Source organism: Sorangium sp. So ce363, assembly GCF_051520435.1.
Taxonomy (GTDB): Bacteria; Myxococcota_A; Polyangia; order Polyangiales; family Polyangiaceae; genus Sorangium; species Sorangium cellulosum_B.
Map to the genome: position 1 here is coordinate 5,840,538 of NZ_CP150333.1, position 15,312 is coordinate 5,855,849.

11 protein-coding genes are annotated in these 15,312 nt (G+C 67.4%); 3 read left to right on the forward strand and 8 right to left on the reverse strand.

The features are described 5' to 3' along the window. Positions 1 to 111 precede the first annotated feature (111 nt). Positions 112 to 1,347: an MFS transporter gene (locus tag WMF12_RS21890; protein WP_437873453.1), complete on the forward strand. Its 1,236-nt coding sequence runs from the start codon at positions 112 to 114 to the stop codon at positions 1,345 to 1,347. A 111-nt stretch (positions 1,348 to 1,458) separates the two neighbouring features. Here WMF12_RS21890 and WMF12_RS21895 read toward each other — a convergent pair whose 3' ends face one another. Then, positions 1,459 to 2,484 carry a LacI family DNA-binding transcriptional regulator gene (locus tag WMF12_RS21895; RefSeq protein WP_437747555.1) on the reverse strand — a complete coding sequence of 342 codons (1,026 nt, stop codon included), beginning with the start codon at positions 2,482 to 2,484 and terminating at the stop codon, positions 1,459 to 1,461. A 66-nt stretch (positions 2,485 to 2,550) separates the two neighbouring features. Further along, positions 2,551 to 3,810 (reverse strand): phosphoglycerate dehydrogenase, encoded by a 1,260-nt coding sequence (gene serA / locus WMF12_RS21900; RefSeq protein ID WP_437873454.1) that lies wholly within the window; start codon positions 3,808 to 3,810, stop codon positions 2,551 to 2,553. A 230-nt stretch (positions 3,811 to 4,040) separates the two neighbouring features. Here serA and WMF12_RS21905 point away from each other — a divergent pair, with 230 nt between their 5' ends. Beyond that, entirely contained in the window at positions 4,041 to 5,225 is a 1,185-nt protein-coding gene (locus tag WMF12_RS21905; RefSeq protein ID WP_437873456.1) for a S1C family serine protease, read from the forward strand. Between the two features lie 165 nt (positions 5,226 to 5,390). Here the strand turns inward: WMF12_RS21905 and WMF12_RS21910 are convergent, their stop codons facing one another. Continuing rightward, entirely contained in the window at positions 5,391 to 6,767 is a 1,377-nt protein-coding gene (locus tag WMF12_RS21910) for a DUF1552 domain-containing protein (RefSeq protein WP_437873457.1), read from the reverse strand. Beyond that, entirely contained in the window at positions 6,764 to 8,464 is a 1,701-nt protein-coding gene (locus WMF12_RS21915; RefSeq protein ID WP_437873458.1) for a DUF1592 domain-containing protein, read from the reverse strand. Before WMF12_RS21915 ends, WMF12_RS21910 begins: the two co-directional genes overlap by 4 nt. A gap of 537 nt (positions 8,465 to 9,001) precedes the next feature. On the opposite strand from WMF12_RS21915, the gene WMF12_RS21920 reads away from it, so the two are divergent. After that, a complete protein-coding gene (locus tag WMF12_RS21920) occupies positions 9,002 to 9,814 on the forward strand; it encodes an alpha/beta hydrolase (protein ID WP_437873459.1) in 813 nt (270 codons plus the stop codon). 367 nt (positions 9,815 to 10,181) lie between these two features. On the opposite strand, the gene WMF12_RS21925 is transcribed toward WMF12_RS21920, so the two are convergent. The 4 genes from WMF12_RS21925 to WMF12_RS21940 all read right to left on the reverse strand — a co-directional run bounded on the left by WMF12_RS21925 (position 10,182) and on the right by WMF12_RS21940 (position 15,287). Beyond that, positions 10,182 to 11,249, reverse strand: coding sequence for a hypothetical protein (locus WMF12_RS21925; protein WP_437873460.1), 1,068 nt, complete (start codon positions 11,247 to 11,249; stop codon positions 10,182 to 10,184). Positions 11,250 to 11,472: 223 nt separating this feature from the next. After that, positions 11,473 to 12,207, reverse strand: a complete 735-nt coding sequence (locus tag WMF12_RS21930; RefSeq protein ID WP_437873461.1) for a hypothetical protein — start codon at positions 12,205 to 12,207, stop codon at positions 11,473 to 11,475. After that, entirely contained in the window at positions 12,204 to 14,003 is a 1,800-nt protein-coding gene (locus tag WMF12_RS21935) for a hypothetical protein (RefSeq protein ID WP_437873462.1), read from the reverse strand. The genes WMF12_RS21930 and WMF12_RS21935 overlap by 4 nt, the downstream gene beginning before the upstream one ends. 27 nt (positions 14,004 to 14,030) lie before the next feature. Further along, a complete protein-coding gene (locus tag WMF12_RS21940) occupies positions 14,031 to 15,287 on the reverse strand; it encodes a hypothetical protein (protein WP_437873463.1) in 1,257 nt (418 codons plus the stop codon). Positions 15,288 to 15,312: the final 25 nt, after the last annotated feature.

The following is a 15,312-nucleotide window of genomic DNA, read 5'->3' on the forward strand; positions in this document are numbered from 1 at the left end:
GGCCGCTCGGCGCTCTCGGGCGTGCGCGGCGCGACCGCCGGCGAGGCGTGTTTCCTGACGCACGTACCCGTTTGACACGGCGGAGCGACCGATCGAACCTGGCGGGCGCTCATGCTCCGCCGCATCCCTGATCGCAACATCTGGCTCGTCTTTGGCGCGATCTTCCTCCTCGGTCTCGCGTACGGCATCGCCATCTCGCTCACGGCGGTCTTCCTCGATGCGCGCGGGTTCACCAAGACCGACATCGGCCTGCTCGCGTCGTGCTTCGCGCTCGGCATCGTCCTGCTCTCGCTGCCGATGGACACGCTCATCCGCCGGTTCTCGGCGAAGGCCACGCTGGTGCTCGCGCTGGTCGGGTACGCGGCGGCGGTCGGCGCCTTCCCCTTCCTGCCGAGCTTCGCCGCCATCGCCGCGGTGCGTTTCCTCGACGGGGCCTGCTCGGTCGGCATCTGGGTGAGCTGCGAGACGATCCTGCTCGCCCGGTCGGACAAGGACAACAAGGCGTTCGTCACGAGCCTCTACGCCGTCTCGATGGCGCTCGGCTACGTCCTCGGGCCGCTCTGCGCGCCGCACATCGTCGCGCTCTCCTCGATGCCCGCGGCGTTCCTCCTCTCGTGCGTGATCTCGCTGCTCTCGGCCGTCCTCGTGCTCGCGCGCCTCGACCGCGACCTGCCGGGCATGTCCGAGGCCCACGGGAAGGCCGGCGCGGCGAGCGGTGCGGAGCCCTCGGCGTCCTCCGCCTCGATCCTCTCGCGCATCAAAACCGCGTGCTTCGCGACCTTCGCCTACGGCTATTTCCAGGCGTCGGTCGTGCTGTTCCTCCCGCTCTACCTGATGGCGGAAAAGGGGGTCACGCGCGATCAGACGATCCAGATCCCCGCCTACTTCGCGGTGGGCATGCTCCTCTTCACCAACGTCTTTGGCCGGATCGGCGACCGCCGCGGCCACCTCCTGCTCATGCGCGCGCTCGGCACGATCGGCACGCTGATGATCCTCGGCTTCGTGTACCTCGATCGTTACGACGCGATGTGCGTGGCCGTGTTCGTCGCGGGGGCGACGCTCGCGTCGATATCGCCGCTCAGCCTGGCGCTCCAGGGCGTCGTCACCGCGCCGCGCGACTACAGCCGCGCGAACTCGCTCTACAACGTCTTCTACGCCGCCGGGATGCTCCTCGGCCCTCCGGCGTCGAGCGCCATTTACCAGGCCGCGGGCGGCGTCGCGATGATCTACCACCTCGCGGCGCTGTGGGCCGCGTTCGTCGTGTTCACCGTCGTCTTCGCGGGCGACGACCCGGCCGCGCGGCGCAGCGCCGGAGAGCGCGTCAGCGTCCCGGTCTGGAATGAATAGCGCTCTCCCCGTCGCGCGGCGATCGACGTAGAAACAGCCCCGCTCGCCGCGCAGACTCGCCAGCTCGCGGCGGCATACGACGAGGCGCCCGATCGCGGATCCTCGCCGGGTTCAGAGATCGCAGCCGCACGACCGCCGGACGATCAGCTCCGTCGGCAGCTCGATCCTCCGCTCGGCCTTGCCCGTCTGGATGAGGTCCACCAGCGCCTGCACCGCGCGGTAGCCCACCCCGTCCGTCGGCGCGCGCACCGTCGTGAGCGCGGGCTCGAGGTGGCGCGCCGACGGCGCGTCGTCGAAGCCGACGACGGAGACCTCCACGGGCACGCGCTTGCCCGCGGCGCGCAGCGCCTCCATCGCGCCCGCCGCGGCGTGGTCGCACCACGCGAAGATCGCGTCGAAGTCGGCCCCCTCGCGCACCCACGCGAGCGTCGCGGCCCGCGCCTCCCGCGCATCGAAGCCGCGGCGCATCAGGCGCGGATCCACGGCGATGCCGTGCTCGGCCAGCGCCTCCCGGTACCCCTCCGCGCGCGTCGTCGAGTCCTCGCTCTCGGAGACACCGTGGAGGAAGGCGATCCGGCGCCGGGCGTGCGCCTCGATCAGGTGCCCCACGATGGCGCGCGCGCCGGAGGCGTTCTTGATGATCACGCTGGGCAGCGGGACGTCCGCGGGCGACGACTGGTACATGAGCACCGCCGGGCACTTCTGGTGGACCAGCTGCTGGAGATCGGCCTCGTGGACGTAGTGGCCGAAGATCAGCACCCCGTCCGTGTTGTGCCGCCCGACGAGGCGCCGCGCCGGCGCCTCCGGCCTCACGGAGAGCAGCACGTCGTAGCCGGCCTCGGCCGCCGAGGCGGCGATGGCCCGCACGAGGCTGGAGATGAACTCGGTGCTGATGTTCGGCAGGAGCAGGCCGAGGACGCCCGTCTTCCCCTGCGCGAGGCTCCTGGCGGCGGTGTTCGGCACGTAGCCGAGCTCGTCGATCACGGCCAGCACGCGCTCCCGGGTCTCCGCGCTGTACTTGCCCCTGCCGTTCACCACGCGGCTGACGGTCGCGGGCGAGACGCGAGCGCGCTTGGCGACCTCCTCGATCCGGATCTGCGGCCGCGGCCCCGGCTGGATCGTGAACGGTGGCGACAAGGCGGGGCACCTCTCGGGGCCGGGGACTCGGGCCGGGGCGCGGCGGCGCCCCGGCTCGACGCACGTTCAGTAAAGCACGCGGGTGCGGAGGCTCGTCTCCAGCGCCCCGATGCGCCGGCTCACCTCGGCGGACACGTCCTGCGACAGGTCCATGATCAGGTAACCGATGTTGGCGTCCGTCGACAGGACCTGGCTGTCGATGTTGGCGTTCACGTCCGACACGATGCGGTTCACGTCGCGGAGCACGCCAGGCACGTTGCGGTGGACGTTGAGGATGCGGTGCGTGGCCTTGAGCGGCGGGAGCTCGACGTTCGGGAAGTTCACCGCGCCCGTCGTCGCCCCGGTGGTCACGAGCTGCGTCAGCGCGCGCGACACCTCGCGGCCGATCGCCTCCTGCGCCTCCTCGGTCGAGCCGCCGATGTGCGGCGTCAGGATCACGTTCGGGAGCTTCTGCAGCTCGGTCAGGAAGCCGTCAGAGTTCGACTCCGGCTCCTCCGGGTAGACGTCGATCGCCGCGCCCGCGAGGTGGCCGCTCTTCAGCGCCTCGGCCAGCGCCGGGATCACGACGACCGAGCCGCGGCTCGCGTTGAGCAGGTACGCGCCCTTGCGCATGTGCGCGAGCTCGGCGGCGCCGATCATGTTGTGCGTCTCCGGCGTGGCCGGCACGTGGAGCGAGACGAAATCCGACTCGGCGAGCAGCGCCTGGAGCGTCGGCAGCGCGCGGTTGTTGCCCATCGGCAGCTTCTGGGCGATGTCGTAGTAGACCACGCGCATCCCCATCGCCTCGGCGAGCACGCCGAGCTGCTGGCCGATGTGGCCGTAGCCGATGAGGCCGATGGTCTTGCCGCGGATCTCGTAGCAGGCCTTCGAGACCTTCTTCCAGGTGCCGGCGTGCACCTCGCGCGACCTGTCCCCGAGCTGCCGGGCCAGCATGATGGACTCGCCGATGATCATCTCGGCGACGCTGCGCGTGTTGCTGAACGGCGCGTTGAACACCGGCACCCCGCGCCGGTTCGCCGCATCGAGGTCGACCTGGTTCGTGCCGATGCAGAAGCACCCGATGGAGAGCAGCTTGTCCGCCTTCTCCAGCACGCGCGCGGTGACGTGCGTCTTGCTCCGGATGCCGAGCATGTCCACGCCCGCGAGCGCGGCGATGAGCTCGTCTTCCTTCAGCGCGGAGCTCCGCGTCTCGATCTCGAACGATCGCGACCGGAACAGCTCGTGCGCGCTCTGGTGGATGTTCTCGAGCAGGAGCACCTTGACGGGCTCCTTCGCGACAGGGGGGGTCGTCTGAAATTTCGTTGCTGAGGGCGTCATGGGCTTCATCCGTCAAGGCCACCTCTACCGCAACTTCGCCCTTTTGCATCCCAGGATCCGATCCGACGCCGACGTGCGCCGATGCCGGAGCGCGACCGTCCTGCGCATCGGTTCCGCGCGTCGGTTCCGCGCATGGGTTCCGCGCATTCGTTGCGCGCGGCAGACTGCCGCGCCGCCGCGCAGGCCGACGGCGCGCCGCAGGGGAGACGCCTTGCCGATAGCAAGCTAGATTGCGCCGCATGCGCCACCGCAGACACGCTCGACTCCCTGCCGTCCTCGTCGTCGCCGCGCTCGCCGCCTCCGCCGGATGCAAGGGGAAGTCCGGCCCCAGCGGCCCGTCGCCCGACGCGACGAAGGTCCCCGACGCGCCGGCGACGCCGGCGACGCCGGCGACGTCGGCGACGATCGACACGACGCCGCCGCCCGTCCCGCCCTCGAAGGGCGCGCTCATCGAGGACGAGCGCAATTCGATCGCCGTGTTCCGCGACGTCGCGCCCTCGACGGTGTTCGTGACGCAGCAGCGGCTCGTGGTGGACCGCTTCTGGGGGACGGCCGTCGAGGTGCCCGCGGGCTCGGGCTCGGGCTTCGTCTGGGACGCCGACGGGCACGTCGTCACGAACTACCACGTCGTGGCCGGCGCGCAGTCGCTCGTCGTCCGGCTCCAGGGGGAGAAGACGTTCCCGGCGAAGCTCGTCGGGTCCGAGCCGCGCAAGGACATCGCGGTCATCAAGATCGACGCCCCCAAGGAGATGCTGAAGCCGATCCAGGTCGCGCCGCTGCGCGAGCCGCTCGAGGTCGGGCAGAAGGCGATCGCGATCGGCAACCCGTTCGGCCTCGATCACACGCTGACGACCGGCATCATCAGCGCGCTCGGCCGCCAGGTCCAGGGCGTGGGCGAGGTGACCATCCGCGACATGATCCAGACGGACGCCGCGATCAACCCCGGCAACTCCGGCGGCCCGCTGCTCGACTCGAGCGGGCACCTCATCGGGATGAACACGATGATCTTCTCGAAGAGCGGCAGCTCCGCCGGCATCGGCTTCGCCGTGCCGTCGACGACGATCGCGCGGATCGTCCCGCAGATCATCCGGACCGGGAAGGCCGAGCAGGTCGGCCTCGGCATCCAGCTCGATCAGTCCCGCCGCCTCGAGCGGCGCAACGGCATCCGCGGCCTCATCATCATGACCGTCGTCCCGGGCGGCCCCGCCGACAAGGCGGGCATGCGCGGCCTCTCCGAGGGCGACCGCGGGCTCGTCCTGGGCGACGTGATCGTCGGGATCGACGGCACGCCCGTCGCGGACTACGACGGGCTGTACCAGGCGCTCGACGGCAAGAAGCCGGGCGACAAGGTGAAGGTCGACGTGCTCCGCGGCCCGAGCGGCGAGAAGGCCACCATCGAGGTCGCGGTAGAGCTCCTCGGCTGACCCGCCCCGTCTCCGCCCCCGACCCGACACACCCGAGCGTTGGCGGAGCTCGCCCGCACAGGAGACGGGCCCAGATCGGCGTTTTCGGCGCGGAAGCGTACTCATGTACGCTGAGCACCGAAAACGTCGAGGTGGGCCCGTATCCGCAGCGGGCGAGCTCCTCTCTCAGGCGACGATCGCGTCGATGAGCCCGCCTTCGAGGCTCTCGTCACCGAAGTCGTCGAGCGGACCGCCCTGGCCGTTCGTGCAGCCGACGGCCGCGCCGATCGTGTTGAGCAGCTTGTTGTTGGTGACCCGCTGGTCGATGAACTGGCCGGTCTTCAGGTAACCCGCGGCGCCACCGGCGAGGATGTACGGGACCCTGGAGTAGGAGTGGTACTTGTCGGCATTGTCATTGAGCCACACGGCCACGCCGCGGTCGAGGAGCGTCCCCGAGCCGATCTCGTACGACGCGAGCCTGTCGAGCAGGTGCTTGAAGATCCGCGCGTGGATGCGGTCGATCTGGTGGTGCAGCTCCTGCGCGCCCTCGATCGGCGGGCCGACCTCGCCGTCGCCGTCGATGCGGTGAGAGATCTTGTGGTAGCTCTTCTGCCGCACGCCGTGGATCGTGTACTCGGTCGAGTCGTTGCCGTCGCCGACCTGCAGGGTCGCCGCGCGCGTCGCGCCGCACGCCATCGCGAGCGCGATGATGTCCATCTGCATGCGGGCGACAGTCTCCACGTTGTCGTAGCTGCCGACGTCCGGGGAGATCGCCTCCATCTCCGCGACCCGCTCCGGCGGGAGCGCGCAGGCGAGCCCGACCTCGAGGTCGCGGATGCTGTCGAAGTGGAGCTCCAGCCGCTCGCGATCGCCCTGGCTGAGGTCCTTCCGGCGCATGAGCGCCTGCATCTGCTCCCGGACCAGGTCGTTCACGCTGGCGCGGCGCGCGGCCAGCGCCTTCGCGGCAGCGGCGTCCACCTCGGCGAGCCCGAAGAGCTTCTGGTACGCCTTGTACGGGTCGCGCTCGGCGGCGCGCAGCTGCTTCGGCCCGCGGTACGAGAGCACCTCGTTGATGTAACCGGCCTTCCTGCCCGCGTAGAGCGTCAGCGGCTCGACGCCCGCCGGGTTGAGCTCGGTCGCGATGCGGTTGTCGATCGACTCGCCCATCGCCAGCGACTCGTTGCCCGCCGGATCCTCCGACACCTGCGCGGCCGTCAGGCACTGGTTGCCGCCGCCGGAGTGGCCGCACCCGTTGCCCGGGAACGCGAAGCGGACGCCGCGCACCAGGATCAGCTGGCTCGCGTAGTCCTTGAGCTCGCTGACCGCCCGATCGGCGTCCGCGGCCATCGACTCGGCGGTCAGCGGGCCCGGCGCGCTGGGCCAGAACATCTCCGGCTCATCGCCTACCTGCTGCGCGACGCCGTTGGCCTGGCGCATGAAGATCGCGAAGGGCGGCGCGTCCCCCGCGCCGGCCGCGGCGCGGCGCGGCGCGAACGTCTCCAGGAACGGGAGCGCCACCGTGACGCCGAACAGACCTCGAAGCACACGTCGTCGGGTGATCATGGCGCCTCCGCGGGAACGCGAGCGAGGAAGGGAGTGGAGGAGACGATCCGGACGATGAGCTCCTTGGTCGAGGCGCCGCCGCGCGACGCTTCGCCGAGCTCCTCGACGAGCGCCCGGTCCTCCGCGCGCGCGCCGCGGCCGTGGGCGAACTCGAGCCAGCGCTCCGCGTAGCACCCGTGCGCCTCGCTGCTCTCGGCGAGGAGCTGGCTGAACTCGACCGCATCCGCGTAGCTCCTCGGCTGGCCGCCGAGCGTGTAGGCGTCCGCGGAGTTGACGGGCGCGCCGTTGTCGGTCGCGCGGTACTTGCCGATCGCGTCGTAGTGCTCGAAGGCGAACCCGGCGGGGTTGATGAGCAGCCCGTGGCACGACGCGCCGCACGTCCCCTTGCCCGTGTGCGCCTCGACGCGCTCGCGGTTGGTCGCGAGCTCGCCCGGCGGCAGCGAGGTCGCGTCGTCGGGCGGCGGCGGCAGCGTGGCGCAGAGGATCCTGAGGTTCACGAAGACGCCGCGGTGGATCGAGTCCGGCTGCCGCGCCGTCGCCTTGGCCGCGAGGAAGCCGAGGCGCGTGAGCAGCCCCGAGCGCTCCCCTTCGTCGAGCTCCACCCGCTTGAACTCGCCCGAGAAGTCACCCTCGACGCCGTAGACCGCGGCGAGGTGATCGTTCACGAACGCGGTGCGCGCGGTGAGCAGGTCGGTGAGCCCGCCCTCCTCGTCGAAGACGACGTGATCCACGAAGAGCTCCGCCTCGCGCTGCATGTCGTCGCCCATCTCGGGGACGAACTCGGGGTAGAGCGCCTGATCCTTGTTGAGGTCGTGGTACTGCTCGTAATCGTAGAGCTGCCGGTGGAACGCGCCGACGACCTCGCGGGCGCGCAGGTCGTCGAGCATCCCCCCGGCGTAGGCGCGGACGGCCTCGCGGGTCGAGAGCTCGCCCGCCTTCGCCGCCTCGAGGAGCGCGTCGGAGGGCATCGTGTTCCACAGGGTATAGGCGAGCCTGGTCGCGATCTCGTGTCCGCCGAGCGGGATGAGCCCGCCCTCCGCCGGCCCGGCGCCGATCTCGACGCGGTAGATGAAATGAGGGGACTGCAGAAACGCCTCGAGCGCCGCGCGGACGCCCGCGGCGAACGGGTCTTCGCCCTCGAAGAGCTCCTCGCCGCGGTGGAACAGCGCGACGTATGCGTCCCGCTCCTCGTCCGTGAGCGGGCGCCGGAACGCCCGCTCGCCGAACCGCTCGACGAACGCCTGCGCCCGCGCCTCCGGCGCGTCCGGCAGGTCCGCGGGCGCGATCCGACCGAGCTTGCCCTGGTCGGCGGTCACCATCGCCGCGAGCTCCTCGGCGGCGCGCTGGTAATCGCCCCAGAGGCCCGGCGTCACCAGGAGCGCAGCCTCGTTGTTGTCGAACACGCCGCCGAGCGGGTCGCTCGTGAACGACGCCGAGAGGCCAGGCCGGTCGTCGAGGCGCAGGAGGTCGCGCACCGTGTTCTCCCACTGCGCGTGGGTCAGCCGCGGAAACATGCTGCGCTCGGCGACCTCTGGCCCAGTCGGCCCGCCGGGAATGACACCATCCCCGTCGCCCCCTCCCGGATCGCCCGCGGTGCCCGTACACCCCGAGATCAGGAGCGCGGCGACGCTCAGCTGCGCGCCGAGCAGCCGCCGCCATCGCGAGGAGGTAGTCAATCGATAGGCCGGTGAGATCATCGAGCTCTCCTGATAAGCAGATCGACTGTGTATGCAGGAGACACACCTTGGCCGCCGCCACCGCGAGGAGGTGGTCAATCGATAAGCCAGTGAGGTGGCCGAGCTCTCCTGAAGCAAGGCTCCGAACCAATCCGGACCTCGCCAGGCAGCCGAGGGTGGGCGCAGCGACAGGTGCGACGAGGCGTCCTGCGGAAGCAGGGCGACACGGAGCAACGACGCGACGCGCCGACCATCGGCTGCCTGGCGACAAGAGGTTTCGTCGCTCTAAGCCAAGCAGCTAGATCCAGTTATGTAGGAAATACACTTTACTAACAACCCCAAAAAATCTTGGTCGGTGGGCAGACGCGCGGCGATCGTCCTGGAGCAGACAAATACAACGGCACCCAAACCCTCGCTCTCGTGTGTGTGCTCTCCCGTGCATGCCGGCCATGGCAGGAGATCTCGATGGCTGGCCACTCCTGACGAGGCGGTGCGGTGTCGCCGCCGCGGGAAGTTCGCTGTTGCTGCCGAGCAGCGGGTTCAGCAAGCATCTGCTCGATGCGCCCCTCTCGCCTCCGCCGCTGCCACGCCTGGTCTGCGCTGGCGCTCGCGTCGCTCGTCTCGCTCGCCGCGTGCGAGCGACGGGCAGCCCCGCCCGGGGGCGGCGCTGCGGGCACCGAGCAGCAGGCGCCTCCCGCCGCGCCAGCCGCGAGCGCGGCGGTCCCCGCCGCCGCGGTCGAGTACCTCGAAGAGATCACGGGCGGCGCGGACCGGAACGAGGCGCTCCCCCTCGTCGTCGCGATTCACGGGCTCGGCGACAGGCCCGAGTCGTTCGCGGGTCTGCTGTCGGGCGCCGACGTCAAGGTGCGCCTCATCGTGCCGCGCGGGCTCACGCCGTACGGGGGCGGCTACTCGTGGTTTCCGCTCCAGCAGGCGCTCGCGAGCGATGAGGTGGGACAGGGCATCTTGCGCGCGGCCGCCGCGCTCGCGGCGACGATCGAGCGGGTCGCCGCCGAGCGGCCGACGCGGGGAATGGCCATCGTGACCGGCTTTTCCCAGGGCGGCGCGCTCACGTTTGCGCTCGCTCTTCACCACCCGCGCGTTGTCGGCGCCGCCTTCCCCATGGGCGGCTGGGTCCCCCCGGCGGTGCTGCACGGCGCAGGCGCGGCGGCTCCGGCGCTCGTCGCGCTGCACGGCGAGGACGACCGGCGCGTCCCGATCGGCCCGACGCGCGACGCGATCGCGGCGCTCGAGGGGCGCGGCGTCAAGGTGAGGCTGGCGAGCTACCCTGGCGTCGGCCACACGGTGAGCGGCGAGATGCGGCGCGACCTCCTGCAGCTCATCCGCGGAGCCGCCGCCGAGGTGCGCTGACGACCGTCCGAACACAGCCGCGGGCCTCGCCCTCGCCCGCCCGGGTGCGCTGTTCTCCAGGGGCGAGCGTGCTGCCCGCACCGGCAGGAGCGCGGCCGCGCCGCCGGCCGCGAGGAGTGGGGCTCCAGGAGTTGCCGCGCCGAGCCGGAGCGGCTCGGCGACTGGGAGTGCAAGAGCGGCAAGAGGATGGAGGGGAGGGATCTGTCTTGACGCTACGTTCCAGAGACGGAAGTCCAAACGTTTCGGAGACGCCAACCCCCAGCTGCGGGACCTGCCCTGGGTCGACAGAACATTGTTCAATGCGATCCGGCCCTCCTGAAAAACGACGCAATAACAATACCTCTTCCATGCATCGAAGAGGCCGTCTTCACTCCACACCCTGCGGGCGGTCCTCGGTGTAAGTCGAGAGCGCCTCTATCAGCGCGCGTAGAAACACGCGCTCGGCATCCACCGACAGCTGCTGGAGTGCGAGCGTGTCGCGGGTGTGCGCGATGCCTTGAGCGTCCGAGCTTTCGAGAACGCTCCGCACCTTCACGATGAAAGAAATCTCTCGCTCGACGGCTTCAACTTCGTTGCGCGCCTGCTCGATCGCCGCACGGGTCTGATCACGGAACCGCCGCAGTCGCTGGTTGACCTCGTAGGAGGCATGCTGCAGCTCTTCGGCCCTCGACCCGAGGTGCCGGTCCTCGTGAATGGATTGCGCGATCCCGCCGATATTGAAGCTCACCTCCGCGAGCCCATACCAGTCAGACCTCGGGAACGGTATGACTCCACTGACGACGCGGACGCGCCACGCGTCGAGCGACCGAACGTACGACGCTTCCCGTGCGACTCGGTTGGCGCTCCGTACGTAGGCTGCCGCCTGCGCACTGAGCGATCCGCGCGGCTTGCCGAGCCCCTGCGCGGCAAGCTGAGCCACTTCGCCGCGCACGTGAGCCAGCTTGCGCTCGAGCGCGTCAGCGTGATTCCGCACCTCATTGAGATCGATGAGCGTGATGACTCGCTCGGAGAACCGCTCCTCGGCCTTCTTCATGAGCGCGCGCCACTCCTGACCGTGTGCGTCCAGATAGGCCTCTTGCTCGCGCAGCGCGACGAGGCGGGCGGCGTCAGCCCCGTGATCGAGGACCTCCTCAATGCTCATAGACGATTCGTGCAGGTCGCACTCCGCGTCGCCGAGGCGCATCACGCGTAGCCCTTTGTAGAAATCGAGCGGAGAGAACGACAACGCCGTCCGCACCTGGTAGCCATCTCCTGCCGTCGCGCCGATGTCGATCGCGTTGCTCGAGGGATGTCGGATCCCTTGAACAACAACCTGGGGTGCCATCAGCAAGGCCGCATCGCTCGCAGCCAGCGCGTGCACTTTACGGCAGTAGGCCGGCTGCTCTGCCAATGCGTCGGCTCGCCCAAGCAACAGGAAGGCAGCAACGGCGGTCACAGGGACACGAATCAATTGTCGCATTGCAGGTTGCCTCATATACCATCCATGGGTTGTTACCAAAACGTGTTCCCGACCCAGCGCTCTGCTGGGGCTCGATATCTCCGACAAGGCGCCGTCATGGGCATGCGCGCGCTCCGTCCGCGTGCGACGCGGCGCACGGCAAATCACGCAGTCCGGCAACCCCGCCGGACACGGAGAGGTCTTCAAGACACGCCTGCCATCAGGGCTTCTGATCCGGCAAGACTGGACGCGACGCTCGCAGCTCGACCTCGAGGCTCGCATTGTCAGCCCGAATCCCAGCCGGCCCCCTTAGCTTCAGTGCCGAGTCTGGCAATTTCCCTATCCATACGACCGCATGGTCTACTTCCACATGAAGTGTGTTCGCTTCGAGATCGAGCCGAGCGAGCAACGTATGGCTCGTACCGGCGCGGATCACAGGGATGTCCGCGCGCGACCAGGTCGGAAAAAGCCTCGTGTAGCCTCGGTCACGGCACTGCGCATGCGCATTCTGTCCAGGATTCATTTTCAAAGAGACCTGGATGCCATCGCCGGGCTCGATGTGCCACATCACGTAGAGCACGTTGCATGTATCTTGGGCAAGGAGCTTTATGCCGACCTGCCGTCGCATTTCGCCCGAAGCGAGCGGCGCACTGTAAAGAGTGGGGCCGAGATAGGCGAAGTTCATCTGGACCGTGGACCGAAAATCACCACCGATGAGCGCGCGCAGCGCGGGTGAGCGCAGCGCTGAGTGAGAGCTGTCAAGAGCTTCGATCGTGCCGCTCGTAGCTCGCAGTTGAGCCACGCTGATCGATTCGAGTGAAGCACTGTCCATCCAATCACTATGGATCGGCGCGCTGCCTTGCCCCCTACGACCGGCAGCCACCACAGTCACCATACCGAGCGATATGAAGGCGGCTGCCAAGATCAACACCGAGGCGCTGGCTCTGGCTTTCACGAGCCTATCCCCGCTCCGCGTCCTGATGACGGTCTCGACGGGTCAAAACCGGGTCGAGGTTGGTGCCAAACTGAAAAAAAGCCCGGCTTCTTGCCCGTGGTCCAGCCCTCGTAACCGTTGGGAGTCCAGGGAGTCTCTCGCCACCCGAACCAGAATGCTCCAAACGGGACATCTCCACGAAGGATCGCACGCAACGAGAGTTGCAAGGCACGCCGGATACGGAACAGCAGGGCTATGCGCGACGAGCCGCCACGGATGAGCGTCGACTCCGGCGCAAACCCGGTGACATTGCCGAACAACAACACATCGTGGACCGCCCCCACGAATGAGGAAACGAAAGCGAAGACGAATGCATGCAATGGCGAAAACGGAATTGCCAGCAACAATCTCCAGTAACGAAGATCACCATTGATGACGAGAGCAAAGGCGATGAGCAGACTATTGAGGACGATCTGGCATGTACAAAGTCCGATGACGAAGATCGTCAGTCCACTCGGATTGAAGAAAGATGCCGGAAGATACAGGTAGAACAACCCGGTCAAGAACCAATATCTGAATCGCAAGAACAGAATCACAATCGCGGGGAGGCCCAAGGTCCAGTAAAATGGCAACGCGCGCCAGAATCGCCCCGTTACCTCGATGCGCGCGGTGTTCCACCGGCGGCGCTGCCGGAACAGGCTCTTGATCGTGGTCGGCGAAGAGGTATACACGCGAGCCTCGGGCTCATACTTCAATGCCCGGTCGATCCACAGAGCGCGAAGCATGGCCCACAAGGCATGAAGCGGAGTTCTAGGGGGCTCGAAGTGAAACCGGCCGTTCTTGAACGTCGCAAGGATGGCCATGAACGCCATCACCGTATCATCGGTGTCGCCGGCGATCAGCTCTGGAATCTCGGGCACCGTGCTCGCGGAGAAGCTTGGGAGCGGGAAGCCGAGCCACCAGAGGACCCAATGCCGCAATCGCAACGTCCGGATGTACGCCAGAAACTTCGGAGCGGCTGCGAAAATGTCATACCATGTGCAGTAAAAGACCCCCGGCACGCCGCAGAGTGGAATCGGCCGCAGGTTGTGTCGTGCCACGTTGGCGATCATGTACTCGCGCGCAATTTGAATCGTGAGCTGGCCCTCGACCGTGAAAAAGTGCCTCCATCCTTGCCAGAAGCGATTGCCACGAAGATAAAAATTGCCAGCCACAGCACGAGCAGGCCAGCCGGTCAAAGGATGCCGTCTCACCAAACGCTGGACCAGCTTCCGGAGAGCGTCGGGGCCAAGATCAGCATCGGCATCAGTGCTGATGTAGACCTCGGGAAAGCGCGGGTGGTACCCCTTCGAGACCCTTTCGCGCAAAAACTTCACCCCATGCTCGATCGCCATTGGCTTTCCACGCCTCCCGGGGGTTCCGGTCACATACAACCAGATGCCGGGTCGGCGCTCTCGGGATTCTGCCCAGCTGCGAAGCTCGGAGTAGAGCTCGGGGGCGTCATCATAGCCATCAATGCTGATCACGATGAACAATTCGGACGGATAACTGTTCATCAGCGCGCTCTCGACGGTGCAGAGCATGCTGGCGAGCTCGTCCCATTTGCGGAGCAACGACGGGATCACGAGGACCGCGGAAGGAAGCGTGTCCTGTGGTTCGCAGCGATCCATCCGGCCAAACGCCAGAGTCCACATGTGGCGGGGTAGAAGGTAGAAGTGATCCCAGGCGAATATCGAGAACAGAAAAAGACAGTGCACGAGCGGCGCGGATAGGAGGAGCCCGTCCCACGCGTGGAGGCTCCACAGCAGTGATTCCATACTTGAACCCCCCTTGGTCCGGATCGTTCAATTGTTCGACCGGGAGTGATCTTCCAGGTGCGCTGCCGGCATCGCAGACTCGTCCTGGCTTGCCTCCACTTGTAGCGAGGCGGGTGGCGTCTCGTCTTCGGAGGCAACATCCGGCGGCTGCGTGTCCGTCGCATTGTATTGCTGGCCGCGGCCAACGTTGCCTTCAAGACGAACTCGCAAGCTCTTCGCCTTGGCAGAATCACGATCGCGCAGGTTGAGCACTGCGTATTGCCCACGCGCCTGATGTCCCCACGGGTCCGGGAGCGTAACCTCACCAGGGACGATCTCGGCGACTGTGCCCACCGCCTCGCAGAAGAACAGGCCCCAGACGCACGAGTAGATTTGCGCGCCTCGCTCGACCCCCTCGATTTGGGTATAGGGCACGAACGCTACGTCCAGACTCTGCTCGGTTGCCCGAAATGTCGGCCGGTTCCGCAGATCTGCTGCGATCTGGTCGATGTTCGCGACACGTTCGGCAAGGGCGCGCTCGTATGCCTGCTTGGCGCGCTTCTCGGACTCGAGCCGCAGCAGCTCCATTTCGATACGGGCCAATTGCTCGTCGCGGAGGATGGCCTCGGGCGTGGCCGGCGCTCCATCGTGCCCCGAGAGCGCCTTCTGCACCAGAAGCTTCTCGTACATCAGGCCGTCGCTCTGTATCCTCTCGCGCTCGTTCCCGAAGAGCGCGAGGTTCATCTGATTGAGTGTCTGAATTTCTTTTGCATAGTCTGTCCGCGAGATGATGCCGGCTTCCATGTCGGCCTTTGCCTTGCCTGTAAGCGCCGTTTGCTTTTCAATCATCGCGGCAAGGAAGCGCTTCTGGCTTTGCAGTGTCTTGATCTCGCCTTCAACCATCTGTGCTTGGCGGGAATTCAGCTTGGTAATCCAATCGCGCCCGCTGGCTACGGTCGGTCGGAGTTGCTCCAGGCGTTCGATCGCTGTCTCAGCGGCCAGGAGGCCCTCGCCGCAGCTCTCGAGCTCAGCGACCGCACGGGTGCGCTCGACCTGCAGCTCGTTCATCTTGAGCTTGTTGGCGAGGACGATGTCATTATCGGGCGACAAGATGAGCGGCGCAATAACCGAATCGCGCGCTGCTTGGTAGACAGCGTGACCGATCGATCCAATGCCTCCCACGACGCCGCACAGTGTGATAAACGCAAAAATACGCGTGTGGACGCCTGACTTCGACTTGCATGGACCAGCGTTGGGCTCCAGAGCGGCACCTGCGTCCAGCTCGGGCTTCTTTTGCGCGCTCATACCATGAACCATGACGCTCCTCCGA

Coding starts and splice junctions, on each gene's coding strand:
- WMF12_RS21890 (WP_437873453.1), top strand. CDS start 112: ATGCTCCGCCGCATCCCTGATCGCAACATCTGGCTCGTCTTTGGCGCG.
- serA (WP_437873454.1), bottom strand. CDS start 3,810: ATGAAGCCCATGACGCCCTCAGCAACGAAATTTCAGACGACCCCCCCT.
- WMF12_RS21905 (WP_437873456.1), top strand. CDS start 4,041: ATGCGCCACCGCAGACACGCTCGACTCCCTGCCGTCCTCGTCGTCGCC.
- WMF12_RS21910 (WP_437873457.1), bottom strand. CDS start 6,767: ATGATCACCCGACGACGTGTGCTTCGAGGTCTGTTCGGCGTCACGGTG.
- WMF12_RS21915 (WP_437873458.1), bottom strand. CDS start 8,464: ATGATCTCACCGGCCTATCGATTGACTACCTCCTCGCGATGGCGGCGG.
- WMF12_RS21920 (WP_437873459.1), top strand. CDS start 9,002: ATGCGCCCCTCTCGCCTCCGCCGCTGCCACGCCTGGTCTGCGCTGGCG.
- WMF12_RS21935 (WP_437873462.1), bottom strand. CDS start 14,003: ATGGAATCACTGCTGTGGAGCCTCCACGCGTGGGACGGGCTCCTCCTA.
- WMF12_RS21940 (WP_437873463.1), bottom strand. CDS start 15,287: ATGAGCGCGCAAAAGAAGCCCGAGCTGGACGCAGGTGCCGCTCTGGAG.